At 61.0% G+C, this 16448-nt stretch carries 15 protein-coding genes; 7 read left to right on the forward strand and 8 right to left on the reverse strand.

Translation table 11 applies throughout. The annotated features are described in order from the left end of the window. Positions 1 to 186 precede the first annotated feature (186 nt). Positions 187 to 723: a DUF4946 domain-containing protein gene (locus AC07SI_RS04100; RefSeq protein WP_120448664.1), complete on the forward strand. Its 537-nt coding sequence runs from the start codon at positions 187 to 189 to the stop codon at positions 721 to 723. Between the two features lie 111 nt (positions 724 to 834). Here AC07SI_RS04100 and AC07SI_RS04105 read toward each other — a convergent pair whose 3' ends face one another. Further along, positions 835 to 1200: a histone-like nucleoid-structuring protein, MvaT/MvaU family gene (locus AC07SI_RS04105; RefSeq protein WP_106803789.1), complete on the reverse strand. Its 366-nt coding sequence runs from the start codon at positions 1198 to 1200 to the stop codon at positions 835 to 837. A gap of 198 nt (positions 1201 to 1398) precedes the next feature. Continuing rightward, the gene (locus AC07SI_RS04110; protein WP_495005176.1) at positions 1399 to 2940 is read right to left on the reverse strand and encodes an EAL domain-containing protein; all 1542 of its coding nucleotides are present in this window, start codon (positions 2938 to 2940) and stop codon (positions 1399 to 1401) included. Positions 2941 to 3481: 541 nt separating this feature from the next. Here AC07SI_RS04110 and hppD point away from each other — a divergent pair. After that, on the forward strand, positions 3482 to 4558 hold the full coding sequence (gene hppD, locus AC07SI_RS04115; RefSeq protein WP_065905432.1) for a 4-hydroxyphenylpyruvate dioxygenase: 1077 nt from the start codon (positions 3482 to 3484) through the stop codon (positions 4556 to 4558). 54 nt (positions 4559 to 4612) lie between these two features. On the opposite strand, the gene rarD is transcribed toward hppD, so the two are convergent. The 3 genes from rarD to AC07SI_RS04130 form a co-directional block, all read right to left on the reverse strand. Next, positions 4613 to 5494 carry an EamA family transporter RarD gene (rarD, locus tag AC07SI_RS04120; protein WP_065905429.1) on the reverse strand — a complete coding sequence of 294 codons (882 nt, stop codon included), beginning with the start codon at positions 5492 to 5494 and terminating at the stop codon, positions 4613 to 4615. Between the two features lie 414 nt (positions 5495 to 5908). Further along, complete coding sequence (locus AC07SI_RS04125) at positions 5909 to 6919, reverse strand: aldo/keto reductase (RefSeq protein WP_106803792.1); 1011 nt, start codon at positions 6917 to 6919, stop codon at positions 5909 to 5911. Between the two features lie 81 nt (positions 6920 to 7000). Continuing rightward, entirely contained in the window at positions 7001 to 7903 is a 903-nt protein-coding gene (locus AC07SI_RS04130) for a LysR family transcriptional regulator (protein WP_495005177.1), read from the reverse strand. A gap of 101 nt (positions 7904 to 8004) precedes the next feature. On the opposite strand from AC07SI_RS04130, the gene AC07SI_RS04135 reads away from it, so the two are divergent. Further along, positions 8005 to 8709 (forward strand): SDR family oxidoreductase, encoded by a 705-nt coding sequence (locus tag AC07SI_RS04135; RefSeq protein ID WP_201144547.1) that lies wholly within the window; start codon positions 8005 to 8007, stop codon positions 8707 to 8709. A gap of 77 nt (positions 8710 to 8786) precedes the next feature. On the opposite strand, the gene AC07SI_RS04140 is transcribed toward AC07SI_RS04135, so the two are convergent. Beyond that, complete coding sequence (locus tag AC07SI_RS04140) at positions 8787 to 9638, reverse strand: hypothetical protein (protein ID WP_495005178.1); 852 nt, start codon at positions 9636 to 9638, stop codon at positions 8787 to 8789. 171 nt (positions 9639 to 9809) lie between these two features. Next, positions 9810 to 11120: an MFS transporter gene (locus AC07SI_RS04145; protein ID WP_495005179.1), complete on the reverse strand. Its 1311-nt coding sequence runs from the start codon at positions 11118 to 11120 to the stop codon at positions 9810 to 9812. Positions 11121 to 11294: 174 nt separating this feature from the next. On the opposite strand from AC07SI_RS04145, the gene AC07SI_RS04150 reads away from it, so the two are divergent. The 4 genes from AC07SI_RS04150 to AC07SI_RS04165 all read left to right on the forward strand — a co-directional run bounded on the left by AC07SI_RS04150 (position 11295) and on the right by AC07SI_RS04165 (position 15330). Then, positions 11295 to 12401 carry a sugar diacid recognition domain-containing protein gene (locus tag AC07SI_RS04150; protein WP_106803797.1) on the forward strand — a complete coding sequence of 369 codons (1107 nt, stop codon included), beginning with the start codon at positions 11295 to 11297 and terminating at the stop codon, positions 12399 to 12401. A gap of 91 nt (positions 12402 to 12492) precedes the next feature. Then, entirely contained in the window at positions 12493 to 13632 is a 1140-nt protein-coding gene (locus tag AC07SI_RS04155; RefSeq protein ID WP_495005180.1) for a glycerate kinase, read from the forward strand. 53 nt (positions 13633 to 13685) lie between these two features. Then, positions 13686 to 14756, forward strand: coding sequence for a DUF1176 domain-containing protein (locus tag AC07SI_RS04160; protein WP_495005181.1), 1071 nt, complete (start codon positions 13686 to 13688; stop codon positions 14754 to 14756). 61 nt (positions 14757 to 14817) lie between these two features. Beyond that, on the forward strand, positions 14818 to 15330 hold the full coding sequence (locus AC07SI_RS04165) for a GNAT family N-acetyltransferase (RefSeq protein WP_065905411.1): 513 nt from the start codon (positions 14818 to 14820) through the stop codon (positions 15328 to 15330). On the opposite strand, the gene AC07SI_RS04170 is transcribed toward AC07SI_RS04165, so the two are convergent. Next, complete coding sequence (locus AC07SI_RS04170) at positions 15327 to 16019, reverse strand: aspartate/glutamate racemase family protein (RefSeq protein ID WP_106803801.1); 693 nt, start codon at positions 16017 to 16019, stop codon at positions 15327 to 15329. The two genes, AC07SI_RS04165 and AC07SI_RS04170, sit on opposite strands and share 4 nt — an antisense overlap. Between the last annotated feature and the right edge of the window lie 429 nt (positions 16020 to 16448).

Consider the following 16448-nt stretch of genomic DNA (forward strand, 5'->3'; position numbering starts at 1 on the left):
AATGGGGCAAACGCGGCTCCAGTGAAAAGCGAGGAGCGATCCCTTGGCTTGCGGCAGGCATCCGTGCAGCCGAGCCATGATACGCAAGGCTCGGCGGTGGCGCCAAATGAAAAAGCCGCTGCAAGCCTTGCGAGCTGCGGGTGGCGGGCTCACACTTTGTCGCTTGAACCTTGGGTATTTGTCGCAATGATCGAATTTCGTAAACCGCTGTTGAGTGCCGTATGCGTGCTGTTGGCCAGCCCCGTGGTCATGGCGGCCGATCCGGAAATCCATTGGCCCAGCGGCTGGCAAGTGGAAGAAGTCGTGCCTGACGACCAGGCCCCGGCAGCGCCCGCCACGGTGTCGCGCCAACGGGCGATCAAGAACGATGAAAACGGCACGACCTTGATGGTCATGGAACTGACCGGCACCCCCATCGAGGCCGGGCATAAAGTTAATCTTCAGGGCGTATTGCTGGAAATGCGCAAATCCATCCAGAAGGACTTTGCCCAAGGTGGCTATCAAAGCGTCTGCACCAAGATGCACCCAACAACATTGAGCCGACTTGACGCGTTGGAAACTACTTGTGTGATTACCGAGAACGGGCGACACGTGCTGTCACAAACATTGGTGGGCGCTGTTGATACCGATAAGGCCTATGTTTTTTCATATGCGGGGCAGGCGCAAACCTACGAAGCGAGCAAGGATGAAGTCAGTTCGGTGCGCGACAGCCTGAAACTTTAAATCGGTTATGTCGATCGATCTTGAATACGGTGAAATGTTATTTAAGTTTGTGTTCGAACCCTCCAATAAAAAAGCCCCGCATCGGCGGGGCTCTTTATGGGTAGTGCCTGATCACTTGCGTAGCCATGACTCTACAGTGGCTGCACCGTGCTCTTCTTTCCAGGCCTTGAGGCCGCGGTGGTTGCCGCCTTTGGTCTCGATCAGCTCGCCGGTGTGCGGGTTCTGGTAGACCTTGACGACGCGTGCGCGGCGCTGTTTTGGTGCGGCGGTGGCTGCAGCGCTGGTCTTGCCCAGGTTAGGGTCAAGGATGGCGATGATGTCACGCAGGCTCTTGCCGTAAGTCTTCATCAGGCCCTGGAGCTTTTCTTCGAATTCGATTTCTTTTTTCAGGCCGGCGTCGTTCTTCAGGGATTCCAGCTGGGCGAGCTGCTCTTGAAGGGCTTTTTCTGCTGCGCGAAATTCGGCGAGTCTGGACAAAATAGGTACTCCAATAGTGTTGTTGGCTGATATCAATTACAGACAAAGCTATAAGCCAAGCGCTTTAAGGCAACTCAGGAAAGACGCCTTCCTGCGAGTTCTGCACAGGCAGGAAAAATTGTAGTAGTTAATGCGCTACGAGTAAATCACGTCTTTTGTATTACTTACATTATTTCAACCTGTCTAGTACCGGGCTATTCATTGGTGGCCCAGGGATTTAATCAATTCATCGCTGGGCACAGGCTTTCCGAACAGGTAACCCTGCAGGAAGTCCACGCCACGCGCCGCCAGGTATTCGCATTGCTCGACTGTTTCCACGCCTTCGGCAACGATGCCCAGATCGAGCTTGCCGGACAGTTCTATGATGCTGTCGAGAATATGCCGGGAGAGTGCATCGGCGCCGATCATGGCGACAAAACTCTGATCAATCTTCAAATAGTCCACATTGAAGTTGCGCAAGTAGCCCAGGCTGGAATGGCCCGTACCGAAGTCGTCAATGGCGATCATCACCCCCAGTTTATGCAACGCATCGAACAGGCGGCGGGTAATATCCGTGGGTTCGATCAGCTCGCGCTCGGTCAACTCCAGCACCAGGGTGACCTGGCCAACAGGAAAGGCTGCCAGAAACTCTCGGCAATCGTCCACCAGCGCGAGGTCCTGGCAGTGGCGGGCGGTAATATTCACGCCAATATGAAACCCCGGGCTGAAGCGCGTCGCGTGGGGTGCCAGTTGCGCGGCTGTCTGGCGGAGTAGGGCGCGCGTCATCGGCACAATCAGCCCGCATTCCTCGGCGAGTGGAATAAACAGGTCCGGGCGTACCAGGCCTTCCTTCGGGTGTTTCCAGCGCATCAGCACTTCACAGCCCGCCCACTCCCGCGTGTCGCCGCGTACCACGGGTTGGAAGTACGGGATGAATTCATTCGCCCCCAGCGCCCGTTGTAATTCATGGGTTGGCGCAGTCACGCGCTTTTGCAGGGCGTGCGCAAGGACGCCGGCCAACAGGCCAAAAAACACCACCAGGCTGAACATCGCAGGGTATCGGTCCTGCATATAGCGCCACACCTCACCGGCCGGCATACCGGCGTCGACACTGTAGCGATAGCGCTCGGACGCCAGGTGATGATGGGCCACGGCAAACACCGGTACCTGCGTGTTGCGCACTTTGCCGTCGGCACCCAGCCAGTTGGGTCCGACCTGCAGGATCAGGTTCGCATAACGGCTGATCAGGCGCAGCGCATTGGTCAGGTGGTAGCCGTCGATCGAGGCAAACGCGGCCTTGTCGCCCTCCACCAGGCGGTACACCAGCAAGGCCGTATCCGGCGTCACCGGGTTGCCGTTCATCAACCACAGCCGCCCATCCACGTAGTCATCCGGGTTCACCCGCGACTCGTACTGGCTGCCGAACAGCGAACTGCAATAGATATTTTTCTGCCAGGACAATGTGGTTGCGCGCACAAACGGCCGGCGTGTGACCTGCTCGCGCAGTGCCAGCTGTGCACTGCTGTCGCACGGCTGCCCGGCGAGTGGCAGCAATTCCTGGGCGGCGAGGGCGGTGTTGTCGAGCATCAGGTCGAATTGGCGCACGGCTTCCTGAGCGGTCTGCGCGGTGCTTTTCTCAAGGGTGCGTTCGGCTTGCCAGTGCAGGATGAGCACACCGAGCAGGATGGGCAGCAGCCCGCACAGCACACTGATCGAATGGCGAGTGAAGGACTTTCGAGGGCCTGTGACAGTCAGGGGCATGAATTCCGGGCCTGTTGCGCGAGAGGGCGGTGACGGTAGGGCAGTCAGGGATGCCCGGATGATAGACGGCCCGGTTCAAATATGCTCGTCAGCCCCACCGATTCTGCGATCTCGATACAGGCCTGGGCGGCAGGCGAGGACTGCCAGCGGTCCAGCACGCCAAGTCGATACGGCGCGACACCCGGGCGACAGGCGCCGGTATACGTAGCGCGGGTCAAGATCGCGCGGCAACGCTGCTGGGCGGTAACCTGTGCAACAAACCGCTTGCGCAGGCCAAGGCAATAGGGATTTGATGAAGACAGCGGACAAACACGGTTACGCTGTGTAGAATCGATTTACGCATACAAGAATATGGACTTGCGCTCACGCAAGCCTCGGCCGTCAGAGACTGATGACACCATGAAGCTACTCGGCTCCCCCCTCATCTTTGGTGATTTCCTCGCCCGCAGTGTGCGAGGCCTTTCCTGCGCGCCTCCCTTCGACCTCATCCTTGCTCGCAACTAATCAATTGCTACCCAACAAGAATGATGAGGCACCGAACATGACCGACCATTTAGACAACCCAATGGGCCTGATGGGCTTTGAATTCATCGAATTCGCATCGCCGACCCCGGGCACCCTGGAGCCGATCTTCGAGATCATGGGCTTCACCAAGGTCGCGACCCACCGCTCCAAGAATGTGCACCTGTACCGCCAGGGCGAGATCAACCTGATCCTCAACAACGAGCCCAACAGCATTGCCTCCTACTTCGCGGCGGAGCATGGCCCGTCGGTGTGCGGCATGGCGTTTCGCGTCAAGGATTCGCAGCAAGCCTACAACCGCGCGCTGGAGCTGGGTGCGCAGCCGATCCATATCGAAACCGGCCCGATGGAACTGAACCTGCCGGCGATCAAAGGCATCGGCGGCGCGCCGCTGTACCTGATCGACCGCTTCGGTGAAGGCAGCTCGATCTATGACATCGACTTTGTCTACCTCGACGGCGTAGACCGCAACCCGGTCGGTGCCGGCCTCAAGGTCATCGACCACCTGACCCACAACGTGTATCGCGGCCGCATGGTCTACTGGGCCAACTTCTACGAGAAACTGTTCAACTTCCGTGAGGCGCGCTACTTCGACATCAAGGGTGAATACACCGGCCTGACGTCCAAGGCCATGAGTGCACCGGACGGCATGATCCGCATCCCGCTGAACGAAGAGTCGTCCAAGGGTGCCGGCCAGATCGAAGAGTTCCTGATGCAGTTCAACGGCGAGGGCATCCAGCACGTGGCGTTCCTCACCGATGACCTGGTCAAGACCTGGGACGCGCTGAAGGGCATCGGCATGCGCTTCATGACCGCACCGCCGGACACCTACTACGAAATGCTCGAAGGCCGCCTGCCGAACCACGGTGAGCCGGTCGATCAACTGCAATCGCGCGGCATCCTGCTGGACGGCTCGTCGATTGAAGGCGACAAGCGCCTGTTGCTGCAAATCTTCTCGGAGACCCTGATGGGCCCGGTATTCTTCGAGTTCATCCAGCGCAAGGGTGATGATGGCTTTGGCGAAGGCAACTTCAAGGCGCTGTTCGAATCCATCGAGCGTGACCAGGTGCGTCGTGGTGTACTGACCGCCGACTGAGGGTAAAAAGCCCGGCCGGGATTGCTCCTGGCCGGGCTTTTTATTGCCTGCGGATCAGGCTTTGCGCTGACGCACCAGATGCTTGAAGCCTTCATAGACCAGCACCATTACCGCCAGCCAGATCGGGATATAGGTCAGCCATTGGCCACCCTTGATCCCTTCACCCAGCAGTAACGCCACAGCCAGCAACAGCACCGGCTCGACATAGCTGAGCAGCCCGAACAGGCTGAATGCCAGCAACCGGCTGGCGATGATGTAGCTCACCAGCGCCGATGCGCTGATCAGGCCCAGCGTTGGAATCAAGGCATACAGCTTCGGATAGGCGTCGAGCACGGCAAACCCCTGTTCGCCGCTTTGCACGAACCACCAGGCCACTGGCAGCATCAGTGCCATGTCCAGCCACAGACCGCCCAGGTGATCGGTGGACAGGTATTTACGCACCACGAAGTAGACCGGATAGCCGATGATCACGACCAGCGTGGCCCAGGAGAAACCGCCGGCCTGATACAGCTCATTGAGCACGCCGAGCGCGGCGAACACGACGGCGATCTGCTGCAGGCGCGACAACCGCTCGCCGTACACCAGGCGTCCCGTCAATACCATGGTCAGCGGCAACAGGAAGTAACCCACCGACACATCCAGGCTGCGCCCGTTCAGTGGCGCCCACATGAAGAGCCACAACTGCACGCCGAGCAATGCCGAAGACAGCACCACGCCGCCGATCAACCGCGGCTTGGCCGCCAGCCTGCGCAGCAATTCCCACACACGGCGCCATTCGCCGCTGACGATCATGAACACCGTCATGCACGGCACGGTGAGCAACATGCGCCAGCCGAAAATCTCCAGGCCGCTCAACGGCGTGAGCAGCGACGTGAAGTAATACATCACAGCAAACAACACCGACGCCGCCACGGATAAAACAACACCTTTAGACACACTGTCCTCGCCAAAACCGGTTGCTACAAAAGAAGAGAGAAATTCAGGAGGGGATTATGGAGCTTTTGACGGGAGACGGTTGCGCTGTTTTGGGGCGTTTTGCGCGAAAATTTTCATGGGGTGAGGTTTGGAGGGGGCGATAGAGACAAACCTCCTTTGATGAACCCACTTCCCATGGCGGGCCAGTTTGTTGTGGCGAGCGGGGTTATTGTGGTGAGCGGGCTTCATGTGGTGAGCGGGCTTGCCCCGCGTTGGGCTGCGAAGCAGCCCCAGTCAGCGAGCACGCGGTGGATCAGGTACTCCTCGCCGACTGGTTTTGGGGCGGCTTCGCCACCCAACGCGGGACAAGCCCGCTCACCACAGAAAACAGCTCAGCACAAAAAGCCCCGCTTGCTACAAGGCCCTATTCCCCGCTTACAAACGAGCTATCCGCCCGGACACAAAGTGCCCCACATCATTGAACCCCGGCGTGGACGAGTGCCCGGGCGTCACCAGCGAGTCGATGAAGGCTTCATCCTCCGCCGAGATCTTCACGTCGAGCGCGCCGATGTAGGCATCCCACTGTGCTTCCGTGCGCGGCCCGACAATCGCCGAGCTCACCGCAGCATTGTTGAGCACCCAGGCAATCGCAAACTCGACAATCCCCACGCCACGGCCTTGGGTGTACTGCTGGATCTGCTGGGCGATGCGCAACGACTCCACGCGCCATTCGGTTTCCAGGATGCGTTTGTCCTGGCGCGCCGCGCGGCTGCCGGCCTCGGGGGTTACATCCGGCGCGTACTTGCCGCTGAGTACGCCACGCGCCAATGGGCTGTAAGGCACCACGCCCAAGCCATAGGCGGCGGCCGCAGTGATCTGCTCGACCTCGGCCTGGCGATTGACGATGTTGTACAGCGGCTGGCTGATCACCGGCTTGTCCACGCCCAGGCGCTCAGCGACGCGAATCACTTCGGCGATGCGCCAGCCGCGATAGTTGGACAAGCCCCAATAGCGGATCTTACCCTGGCGGATCAGGTCACCGATCGCCGACACCGTGACGTCCAGCGGCGTGTCGTGGTCTTCGCGGTGCAGGTAGTAGATGTCGAGGTAGTCGGTATCCAGGCGCGTCAGGCTGGCTTCCAGCGCATTAAAGATACGCTTGCGGCTCAAGCCACTGCGATTGGGCAGGCCGTCGGTGGGGCCGATGGCGACTTTGGAGGCCAGCACCCAATCCTCACGATGGCGCGCAATGGCCTCGCCGACGATTTCCTCGGAGCGTCCGCCGGTGTAGACGTCCGCCGTGTCGATAAAATTGATGCCCTGGTCCCAGGCCTTGTCGATGATGCGCAGCGAGTCCTCGGTGTTGGTCTGTTCGCCAAACATCATGGTGCCCAGGGTCAGGGCGCTGACCTTCAGTCCGGACTGGCCCAATGTGCGGTAAATCATGCAAAGCTCCTCAAAGCAGGGAAACGTGACCTATGCAATACCAGACTCGAGGGCTCTGGAACAAGCCCTGCGCGCGTTTCTTCATTCGTGCAGCAACGCCTCGCAGCGTGCCTGCAAAAACCGGTGCAGCACTTTTACCCGCTCCGACACCTGCAGGCGGTGCGAGCACATCAGGTTGAACGGTGTGGGTTCGCCCTGCCAGTCAGGCAGCAACGGCACCAGCCGGCCGGCGTTGATGTCGCGGGCAACATCCAGGTTGGCCTTATAGGCGATACCGTGGCCGGCCAGGGCCCAGCGCCGCACGATCTCACCGTCATCGCTGAGGTAGTCACCGCTGACCTCGACCTCCTGCAACTGTGCGCCCTGGCGGAAATACCAGGTGCTGTTGGCGCGGCCGCGACGCATATAGCGCAGCGTGCTGTGCTGCGCCAGGTCCGCCGGTGTGCGGGGTGTGCCGTGGCGTGCGAGGTAGTCGGGGCTGGCGCACGCGATGCGGTGGTGGCCGGGCACCACCGGCAGCGCCACCAGGCTGGAGTCCTGCGGCACGCCAAAGCGCAGGGCAATGTCAACGGTGTCGCGAAACAGGTCGGCATTGCTGTCATTGAGCAGCAGTTGCAGGCGGATAGCCGGGTGTTCAACCTTGAATTCATCCAGCCAGCCCAGCAATACATTGCGCCCGAAGTCCGAAGGCGCCGCCAATTGCAACAGGCCGCTGAGGCTCTGGCCTTGCTGTTTGATCGCTTGCTCGCCCTCGGACAGTGCTTCCAGCGCCACGCGCACGCTGTCCAGATAGCGCCGGCCTTCTTCGGTGAGGCGCATGCTGCGAGTCGAACGCGCGAGCAGGCGAATACCCAGGCGGGTTTCCAGGCGTTTGAGCGCGATGCTCGCCGCGGCCGGCGTCAGGTTAAGGCTGCGTGCGGCGGCCGAGAGACTGCCGGTGTCGGCGGTGCGTACAAACACGTCCAGATCGAGGATCGAGCTCATTTGTAAAAATCCTTTAAAGATCTTGTCGTTTTACCGGGATTTTTCGTCGATTGCCAAGCTGGGATGATGAACGCTCACTTTCTGACCCAGGACACTTCTTCATGACTTCTTCCCTCAACGGCAAAACGGTGATCGTCATCGGCGGCAGCAGCGGTATTGGCGCCGCCGTGGCCAAGGCCGCCGCAGCACGGGGCGCCCAAGTGGTACTGGCCGGGCGTCGTTTGTCTGCGGGCAACGAAAACGGCCTGCGCAGCGAGCCGGTAGACGTTACCGATGCCGCCTCGCTGCAGCGACTGTTCGAAAGCGTGGGGCGGTTTCATCATCTGGTCTATACATCCGGGCCATCGGTGCGCGCCAAGACGCTGGCCGAGACCGACCTGGATGAGGCCCAGGCAAACTTCAATGTGAAACTCTGGGGTTCACTGCGGGCCATTCAACTGGCGCTGCCGTTTCTCGACGAGCATGGCAGCATCAGCCTGACCTCCGGGCAGTTGGGGCGTAAAGCGGCGGCTGGCCAATTCATCAAGACCGGCATCAACGCCGCGACCGAGGCATTGGGCAAGCAGTTGGCTAAAGAACTCGCGCCACGGCGCGTCAATGTGATCAGCCCCGGGGTCATTGATACACCGGCCTATGCGGGGTTGACCGAGGAGCAGCGCCTGGCGATGTTCGCCAAGGCCGGCGGCGCCTTGCCGGTAGGGCGTGTCGGGCAGGCTGGGGAAGTGGCGGCGGGGTATGTGCTGGCCATGGAGAATGGCTTCATGACCGGCGCTGTGATCGACATCGACGGCGGCGGCTTGCTCTGATTGCCGGTGCGAATGCCAATCCTCAGGCGATGCGGTCGGGTGCGAGCCCCGACCGTAGCGTCTGCGAAGGCACTCGTTCAATCAGCTGGCAGTGGTTCGCGGACATTGAAGTTGCCCTTGACCTTAAACGCCTTGCCGTCTGGCTTAAGCATTGAACAGTTGAAGGAACCTTTGGCGTGTCCGCTTTTGGGCAGTCCAGTCAGCGTTAATATGCCGTCGTAAGCGCGCATGATGCCCAGTCCATTCAGATCAGCAAACACGATGCCGACATCAAATGCGTCATTGCCGAGTTTATGTTTGCCGAGAGTCACATTTTCATAAACCTGGATGGAAAGTAGATATCGATTGGGTGGCAGGGCCTGGGTTTGCTCACCTATCACAAGATAGTAGTAACACCCACCCACCCAATCCCAATTTTTCTCGATGCTCAGCACGTTGGCATTGAACGACGGCGTTGGAAGGGGGTAATCAGTGAACGCAGCGGTAAATTTGCCATGGGCCGTCTGGAGATCCAGGTGACCTTGGCTGGCGATGATCGTACCGGCTCCATTGTTTGCGGCAAAATTGAAGGTTGCCTTCATTCGACCGTTCTTCAGCGATACCCTGATCTCACCGTTTACAGAGTGATAAGCCGGGCCGTCGGCACGGAACTGACCGACGGCCTGGTCAGGCTGTTCAGTTGAACCGAATGGAAAATTATGCTGTTTACCATCGTCAGCGAAGTTGCTGGGCAACACGATATAGAACAGATAACGCTCAACGGGTGAAATAACCTGCTCTACCGAAATCGTCCAAACATTGTCTTCATTCTTGAACAGGTGCAGCTTAGCGTCATCAGCATTAAAGAAGTGGTTAGTCGCGCCCTTCACATTGGCGTAGAAAAAGCCGCGCGTCGCGGTAATCTCGGGTTGGTAACTGAGTAGGCTCATCGTGTTGCTCCTATGGTTAGAGGCAATCTGATGCTACCTAGGCAAAAAACATCGATCTACTGTCAAAACTGACAGGTTTAACCATCAGGGTTTTAATTCCGAAAAGACTGGAAAAAGACGTGCTGACCCTGAGCCAAGGCGCACACGTCTTTTAACTTCCAGAGGTGCCGGTTAGCTTTTCAATGTTCGCGTCATCCGCAACGCCAGCACGCTGCCCGCCACGATCACCGCCGCCAGCAGGTACAGCGCCACATCCGTGGAGCCGGTGGCATCTTTCACGAAGCCGACGATATACGGGCTGAGGAAGCCGGCCATCTGGCCCATGGAGTTGATCAACGCCAGGCCCCCGGCCGCTGCGCCGGCACTGAGCATGGCGGTCGGCACTGGCCAGAACATCGGCAGGCCGGTGAGGGCGCCCATCGTCGCGATGGTCAGGCCGAGGATGGCAATGGCCGGGGTGGTGGCGAAATTCACCGCGATCACCAGGCCAATCGCGCCCATCAACATTGGCACCACCAAGTGCCAGCGGCGCTCTTTGCGCAAGTCCGCCGAACGACCGACCAGCAACATGAAGACTGCGGCCAGCAGGTAGGGGATCGCGCTGAGCCAGCCAATCACCAGGTTATCGCTGAACCCCAGGTTCTTGATGATCGACGGCAGCCAGAAGTTGATCGCGTACACGCCGCTCTGGATGCAGAAGTAAATCAGGCCGAACGCCCAGATCGCCGGGTTCTTGAACACTTCCGCCAACGAGTCGGTGGTGGTTTTCGGCTTGTTCGCGAGGTCCGTCGCCTGGTCGGCTTCCAGCACCGCGCGTTCATGCGGCGTGAGCCACTTGGCGTTGGCGAAGCTGTCGCTGAGCAGGAAGTAGGCGAGGGCGCCGAGGATCACGGTCGGGATGCCCTGCAGCAGGAACATCCACTGCCAGCCCGCCAGGCCGCCTTGGCCGGCGGCGAAGTGGTTGAGGATCCAGCCGGAAAACGGGCTGCCGAGCAGGCCGGACACCGGGATCGCCGACATGAACAACGCCATGATCCGCCCACGGCGGAAGGTCGGGAACCACTGCGAGAGGTACAGCACCACACCCGGGAAGAAGCCGGCTTCGGCCGCACCGGTAAACAGGCGCAGGGTGTAGAAATGCGTCGGCGTGGTGACGAACAGCAGGCAGGTGGACAGGGTGCCCCAGACGATCATCATCAACGCGATCCAGCGCCTCGGACCGAATTTGGTCAGCGCCAGGTTGCTCGGCACGCCGCACAGCACGTATCCGATAAAGAAGATCCCGGCACCCAGGCCGTACACGGTTTCGCTGAATTTCAATGCATCGAGCATCTGCAACTTGGCGAAGCCAACGTTTACCCGGTCGAGGTAGTTGAACAGATAGCAGATGAAAATGAAGGGGATCAGGCGCAGGGTAATGCGCTTGTAGATGGCGTTTTTATCGTCATCGGTGGCCAGTGTGGCAGCGGCGCTCTGTGACATGGGGAGTCTCTCTTTATTATGATTTTTCGCGATGCGCAGGTAACGTTGATCGCCCAAAGAGTCTCAGCCACGTGGCAGGGTGCTGTCTTTGTGCTTGCGCACAGTGAAGCATCAATTGCGCTGTGCTGATGAACAACCTGCGTTTTCAAGCACTTCTTTCAAGGAGATGGCCCCATGTTCGAGCTGGATCATGACCTGGCTCAGGATATCGTCGATCGCACCATGGCGATCCTGCCGCACAACGTCAATGTCATGGACAGCCAGGGCCTGATCCTTGGCAGCGGTGAACCGGAGCGCATCAATACCCGCCACGAGGGCGCCCAACTGGTCCTGGCCAATGGGCGCGTGGTCGAGATCGACGGGCAGACCGCCAAGCACCTCAAGGGCGTGCAGCCGGGCATCAACCTGCCGCTGATGCACGACCAGCGTCTGATCGGCGTGCTGGGCATCACCGGTGAGCCGGAAGGCCTGCGCACTTACGCCGAGCTGGTGCGCATGACCGCCGAGATGCTCGTCAGCCATCGGCACCAGCAGGTCGAACAACAATGGCGGCGCCAGCGCTGCGATGACTTGCTGGCCTTGCTGCTCGCCGACACTGGCGACTCGCCGCGCCTGGTGGACGAGGCGCAACAACTGGGCCTCAAGCCGCAGCTGCCGCGCACCCCGTACCTGTTCGAGCTGGGTGTGGGGCAATCGGCGGAGGCGTTGAGTGCCTGGCTGACCTCGCGCTATCCGGACAGCTGGTGTGTCAGCTCGGCGCAGTTTTCGCTGCTGTGGTGTCGGCCTGCCGCGCTGCAGGTCGACAATCCACGCTTGTTGGAAAAGCTCGAAGGCCTGGGCTGGCAGGTTCTGCGCGTGGCCGTGGGTGGGCAAGCCGATGGCTTGGCGGGGCTGCGCCGCTGTTACCGGCGTGTCGGTGATCTGCTCGCGTATGGGCGCGATATCCTGCCGCAATCGCGGCTGCTGACCCTCAACCGTTATCGCCTGCCCGTCATGCTCTGGCGCCATCGCAATGACGATGCCCTGGACGAATTGCTCAAGCCGCTGCACAAGGTGCTGGCCAAAGACACCAACGGCCAGTTGCTCGCGACCTTGCGCAGTTGGTGCGACCACGATGGGCAAAGCCAGGCGTGCGCCGACGCCCTCGGCATTCATCGCAATAGCCTGCGTTATCGCATGGAGCGCATCGCTGAGCTGAGCGGCGTTGATCCGCTGACCCTGGACGGCATGCTGGCTCTTTACCTAGGCGTACAGCTGCTGCCCCAGGCTTTGTCGGAATGAACAACAAACCTGAGCCAGACTTGTGCATCGGACCGGCGTCATTCCCGAAGCCAACTGGCAGCATGGGCGTCATAAAAACCGGAGAAAGCCCATGAAAATCATCATCGCCCCCGACTCGTTCAAGGACAGCCTGAGTGCCGAGGGCGTCGCCCAGGCCATTGCCGCCGGGCTGGCGCAGGTCTGGCCGGATGCGCAGAGCGTCTTGTGCCCCATGGCGGACGGTGGTGAAGGGACGGTGGATGCGGTGCTCGCGGCCTGCAACGGTGAGTTGCGGCGCCAGGCGGTGCGGGGCCCGCTGGGGGCCACGGTGCAAGCGCGTTGGGGGTGGTTGGCTGACAGCCACACCGCGATTATCGAAATGGCCGAAGCCAGCGGCCTGCAACTGGTGCCGCCGGGCCTGCGGGATGCCTGCAGCAGCAGTACGTTCGGCACCGGTGAGCTGATCCGCGCCGCCCTCGACCTGGGTGCCCAGCGCATCATCCTGGCGATTGGCGGCAGCGCCACCAACGATGGCGGGGCCGGCGCGATGCAGGCGCTCGGCGTGCAATTGTTCGACGCCGATCACCAGGCCCTGGCCCCCGGTGGCCTGGCCTTGGCTGGACTGGCGCGGATCAGCCTGGAGAACCTTGACCCACGGCTGGCGCAGGTACGCTTTGAAATCGCCGCCGATGTGAATAATCCACTGTGCGGCCCCCACGGCGCGTCGGCGATATTCGGTCCGCAAAAAGGCGCCAATCCCGAGCAGGTGCAACAGCTGGACGCCGCCCTCGGGCACTTCGCCGACCAGTGTGCCCAGGTGTTGCCCAAGGATGTGCGCGATGAGCCCGGCAGCGGCGCCGCCGGCGGCCTGGGTTTTGCCGCCAAGGCGTTTCTCGGTGCGCAGTTCCGGGCCGGGGTGGACGTGGTCGCCGAGCTGGTCGGCCTGGACGACGCCGTACGGGGCGCCGACCTGGTAATCACCGGTGAAGGTCGCTTCGACGCCCAGACCCTGCGCGGCAAAACCCCGTTCGGGGTCGCGCGCATTGCCCGCCAACATGGGGTGCCGGTGATTGTCATCGCTGGCACCCTGGGCGATGGCTACGAACAGATGTACGCCCACGGCGTGAATGCCGCATTTGCCTTGCCGTCGGGCCCGATGAGCCTGGAGCAGGCCTGCAGTGAAGCTCCGCGATTGTTGGCCGAGCGCGCGGCGGATATTGCGCGGGTATGGCGCACGGCTGCCGGGCGCTGACTTGAACCCTTGAACATGGGACAATCCGCGCCTTTTTGACACGGAGAGTCCCCATGCTGCGCCCCGCATTCCTGGCCATGCTGCTGGCTGGTATCAGCCCTCACGTCCTCGCCCAACCCGCGACTGAAACCGTACCGCTGCTGCGGGAAATCAAAAACTGGGTCACCGGTTGCGACAACTTGCGCAATTGCCACGCGCTCAGTTCACCCAGCGGCGTCGATGAAGAAGACTACAGTTCGCTGACCTTGCATATCTTTCACCAGGCAGGTCCCGAAGGGTACTTGCGCCTGCGCTTTGATCACCGCGGCGAAGACCTCGACCTTTCCACCTTGCTGCTGGATGGCCAGCCCTTGGGGCAGGCATTGACGCGCGACTTGCATGTGGAGCTGGACGATGAAGGCGGCGACCCCGAGATGCACTTCTACAGCGTCATCGAGGACGCGCCGGCGCGGCGCTGGTTGCAGCGGTTGCGCAATGGCCAGCGCCTGCAGTTGCCTGGCGATGAAAACGCGCAGGTGTCGCTGAGCGGGCTGAGTGCTTCGCTGTTGTTGATGGACGCGGTGCAGGGGCGGGTAGACAACGTCACCGCGCTGGCCCGGCCGGGCAAGGCCGCTGCCAGTGAGGTGCCGGCTCGCCAGCCGACCCCGGTGCTGCGCAAGTTCCCGACCGCACCCGCGCTGACCGCGCAAGAACAGGCCGGCCTGGCTGCAGCGGCGATCAAGGCGCTGACCAACACCGACACCGAAATGAAACCCGACGCCGAGGCCGGGGCCTTGAGTGCCGACCAGGCCATGATGGTGGTGCGCACTGACTGCGCGGCCTACAACTGCGAGTACGAAATCAGCAGCCGTGAGCGCAAGCCGCCTTACACCGAAACGTTGCTGAGCATTCAGCCTTTGCCGTTGGACGGCGCCGCGTTCGAAGGCTCCGTGGGGTATGACGAAACCACCGGCACCTTGAGTTATTTCTACAAGCTGCGCGGGATCGGTGATTGCGGTGCGGGCGGGGTCTGGGTCTTTGACGGCAAGGCGTTCCAGTTGCGTGAGTTTAAGATGATGCCGCGCTGCACCGGGAGCCCCTACGGGGATTGGCCGGCGTTGTGGACAACCCTGCCGGCGCCCTAGCCAGGCAGCGCGCATGGCCTCTACACTGGTCGGCCACGTGTCTTTCAAAGGATGAAACACCATGCACGCCCCTGAACCGCATATCGTGATCCAGCGCTTTGGCGAAACCCACCTCGAAGGCGTGGCTGCGCTCTATAACGATCCGGCCGTGTGCCGACAGGTGCTGCAGATGCCGTTTCAGTCGGTAGAGGCCTGGCGCAACAAGCTGGTCACCGACAATGAGCGCCGGCTACAACTGGTCGCCGTGCACGGCGGCGAGGTTATTGGCCAGCTGGGCCTGGAACAGTACCCGCGCGTGCGCCGTGCGCATGTCGGCTCGTTCGGCATGGGCGTGGCGCCGGCCTGGCAGGGCAAGGGCGTCGGTTCGCGCTTGTTGGCCGCCGCGCTGGACGTGGCCGACAACTGGATGAACCTGCGCCGGGTGGAACTGACGGTGTACGCCGACAACGAAGCCGCGCATCACCTGTATCGCAAGTTCGGCTTCGAAGTCGAAGGGCGCATGCGCGACTACGCCCTGCGTGACGGTGTTTTTGTCGACACCTTGAGCATGGCGCGCCTGCGCCAATCGGCTTAATCCTGCAGTGCAAACGCCACCGCAGCCTGCGCATGCAGCTCGGTGGTGTCCAGCAGCGGCAGCGTGCTGTGCTCGGGCTTGACCAGCAGGCTGATTTCCGTGCAACCGAGGATGATCGCCTGGGCGCCCCGTGCGGCCAGGCCTTCGATCACCCGCAGGTAGACCGCGCGCGACGCATCGCTGATCACGCCGACACACAATTCGTCATAGATGATCCGGTGCACGGCCTGGCGCTCGTCGGCGTCCGGCACCAGCACGGTCAGGCCCTGGGCGGCTAGGCGCGCCTTGAGAAAGTCCCGCTCCATGGTGAACGCCGTGCCGAGCAAGCCGACGGTCAGCGTGCCGGCGGCCACGGCAGCGGCGCCGGCCGCATCGGCGATATGCAGGAAGGGAATCGACACCGCCGCCTCGATGCGCGGCGCGACCAAATGCATGGTGTTGGTACACAACACCACACACTCGGCGCCCCCGGCCTGCAGGCGAAGCGCGGCATCTTCGAGGATCAGCGCGGCGTCATCCCAGCGCCCGGCATGCTGGGCTTGTTCCATCGGGCCGAAATCCACGCTGTACATCAACAGTTGCGCCGAGCGCAGCGGGCCGAGCTGGTCGCGCACGCGCTGGTTGATGATGCGGTAGTACTCGGCGCTGGACTCCCAGCTCATGCCGCCGATAAGGCCGATAGTGCGCATGCGATGCTCCTGACAAGGAAAGTCGCTTCACCTTACCCAGCGGCTGCCGAATAGTCATACGCAGTTGCCAACTCATTCACCATAGCAGTTCAAACAACGGCGTTTGCCGACCGCAGCCAGCGTGCTGGGGGACTCGTCCATACCTGTAAGAAATGACAGTATATTTCGAATCAATGCGCGTATCTAATCAGCAGTGGCGAGCAATCAATAAACCTGCCAGACCGCTGGGACGGGAGGAGTAGGGATGGCGGTTCACCCCCCCACACTCTGAGAGGCATTGTCCGGGTCGACTTAAGGCAATGCCCACATTTCAAGAGATTAGCTTCAAGTAAGATCAGGCCGGTTGAAGAAACTACGATCTATTCTGCTTCGTCGTGACGGCAGGCGTTGCAGCCGGAGCCCAATCTTATAAAAAGTTGATTCAGGAGG

This window comes from Pseudomonas sp. GW821-FHT05D12 (genome assembly GCF_059419825.1).